This is a genomic window from Komagataeibacter europaeus LMG 18890, from assembly GCF_000285295.1.
GTDB lineage: Bacteria > Pseudomonadota > Alphaproteobacteria > Acetobacterales > Acetobacteraceae > Komagataeibacter > Komagataeibacter europaeus.
Window position 1 is genome coordinate 1 of the sequence record NZ_CADP01000233.1, and the last position, 2186, is coordinate 2186.

Sequence of the window (2186 nt, forward strand, 5' to 3'; positions counted from 1 at the left end):
CGCTATGACATACGTAAACGCCCGAACACGGGATTTGTGATGTTCCGACCGTGAGTTTTTCGATGCCTCATACCCTGTTTTTTTGCGGAAATGGGGAGTGGCGGCATGGTAAAAGATACGAAACGCAAACTCGGCGGTATCGTCCCGGCCAACGATAACGGGCCGGTCGATCCTGCCGCGAAAGCGCGGTGCGATGAACTGATGTTTGCCCTGGCGAGCGCAATGGGCCGCCAGATCGCCCGCGAAGAGTTCGCCCGTCGGAAATTGGGGCGGGCGGCCAACGACAATTGCCCTCTTCCCGGCCATCGCCCGGACGGGCAGGACAGGCCGGAAAGGGGAGAGTGAATGACCCGCGTAGCTCTTTATGCCCACCATTCGTCCGACAACCAGAGTGCGGCCTCCATCGAGGACCAGTTGCGCCTGTGCGATGAAATGGCCGTCCGTGAAGGCTGGCCCGTCGTGCAGACCTATCGGTGTTGATTTTCACTGAGAACTGATGGCGTGGACGGCTCCCTGTGGTCCTGAGAGGATGCTGAGGAGTTGAATGTCAGTGAAGGAAACCATCATGCGTTCCGTAATGCTGATCACATCAAACCGGCTGATCGTGAACATCATGAAGCAGGTCGACGAACTCCTTGATTACGCCAATGACGTTTCACAACCTGACAGACATTCAGCTGCCCCTATCGCTGTCTTTAATTATTCACCGATCAGCGACCAGAAACCCAGCTTGCGCTTATGCTGCGCTTTCAAGCGGGTCATAAAGGCTTCATGGGTTTCCATGCCGTTTGTCGCTGTCAGCATTTGTGCAAGCAGCCGACAGGAGGCGAGATCCTTCGCCGCATAGGAATAATAGCGGGAAAGCGCCTTATTCAGCACGGCCTCGACCAGCAGGCGGTAAAGAAGGGTCGCCTCATTGGGATACGATTCAGACAGACGATCCGCAGCCGGACGTAGTGTTCCGTAATCACGCCCGTCCAGTTCTGCCGTATGCTCCCGCACGAGACGGGCAGCAGCGTCGAGCGCTGGCCATTTAAGAAGAGTGGAAAGGGCTACGCCCCTGACCGGGAAATTACGGATGTGATTGAGTGCCTGTTCTTCAGCATCAATCGCGTCGTAATCGCTGAGATGGCGTTGATATGCTTGCCAGTGCGGCAGGCTAAGGCGTTCCTGAAAGATTTTCCATCGCAGGGACTGGGCTGTGTCGCGATCGCCCACGGTTTCGCACGCTTCGATCCGAAGATCGTCATTTTCCCAGCGGAACCGGGGCGTCTCCTCAGTCTCCCGGTCGAGCCATTCGAGCGCCTCATGGGCACGCTCCTTGTCCAGCAGGCGACGTGCAACATCGCCGATAGAAGAGGACTGACGTTCACTCAGGTTGACTGCTTCGATATAGGCATCGACGTCACCTATTGCATCGGCCAGATCCTTCAGATGACCGAGGGTCTGCATGCGCGCAAAGTCGGTACGATAGTCTCCCTTCGCATTTGAGGCGGGAAGGTCGTGCAGTCGTGCAAGCAGCGTGTTTCTGAGTATGGCCGCGCCCGGCTTCCCCAGTGCTTCACCGCACGAGACAAGCAGGCGGTCACAGGTGCCATACCCGTCGTTATCGAGAAGTGTGAGCATATCCCTGACAGTGACAGCCGGATCCCGACCAGCCTGTCGTCCCCAGAGGGAGCCAAGATCGGAGACCGCTTCGCGAAACACATCTGACAGGTAACCGGAACTGTCATCAGAGCGCTCATAGACGGAAGGAGCAAGTTCCACGAGAAGACGCATGGCGGAAATGGCCTGCCCGACATCCGTCGTTGCAACATCGTTGAGAATGGATTGCCGTAAGGCATCGAGCTCGGTCGTAAGGGGTTTGATCCGGTCCCAGGGCAGGAATCCACGGGAACGCTGGATCGTTCGCAGCCTCTTTTCGATCTCCTTGCCGAGTTTGTCTTTCGCATGAGTGGCTGTCAGCGCCATGCGCAGCTTCCGGGTGAGCACGGCATCCTGTTCCGACAGTTCGACCAGAAGGTCTGCAAGCCGATCCGCACCAAGGGCTTTCAGATTGTTTTTCGTGACGGTCGTGCCAACTTTCGCGGATGCGGCGGATTTGCGGGTGGCAGGTTTTGTAGAAGGAGTGCGGACCATGAATGCAGATTATGACAGCGACACAGGGGACGCAATCAAAAGCCGTT

At 57.0% G+C, this 2186-nt stretch carries 2 protein-coding genes and 2 pseudogenes; 3 read left to right on the plus strand and 1 reads right to left on the minus strand.

The genetic code is table 11. From position 1 onward, the window contains the following. Positions 1-105 precede the first annotated feature (105 nt). The 3 genes and pseudogenes from GEU01_RS20995 to GEU01_RS27825 all read left to right on the plus strand — a co-directional run. A complete protein-coding gene (locus tag GEU01_RS20995) occupies positions 106-345 on the plus strand; it encodes a hypothetical protein (RefSeq protein ID WP_019087485.1) in 240 nt (79 codons plus the stop codon). After that, a pseudogene (locus GEU01_RS21000) lies at positions 346-474 on the plus strand (resolvase); the annotation flags it as partial. It lies immediately after the preceding gene. A gap of 87 nt (positions 475-561) precedes the next feature. Then, positions 562-667: pseudogene (locus GEU01_RS27825) on the plus strand (IS481 family transposase); the annotation flags it as partial. Between the two features lie 32 nt (positions 668-699). Here GEU01_RS27825 and GEU01_RS21010 read toward each other — a convergent pair. After that, positions 700-2139, minus strand: coding sequence for a DUF6880 family protein (locus GEU01_RS21010; protein ID WP_019087580.1), 1440 nt, complete (start codon positions 2137-2139; stop codon positions 700-702). Positions 2140-2186 lie beyond the last annotated feature (47 nt).

What these genes read in the sequence shown, in the direction of transcription:
- GEU01_RS20995 (WP_019087485.1), top strand. Translation starts at nt 106, where the DNA reads ATGGTAAAAGATACGAAACGCAAACTCGGCGGTATCGTCCCGGCCAAC.
- GEU01_RS21010 (WP_019087580.1), bottom strand. Translation starts at nt 2,139, where the DNA reads ATGGTCCGCACTCCTTCTACAAAACCTGCCACCCGCAAATCCGCCGCA.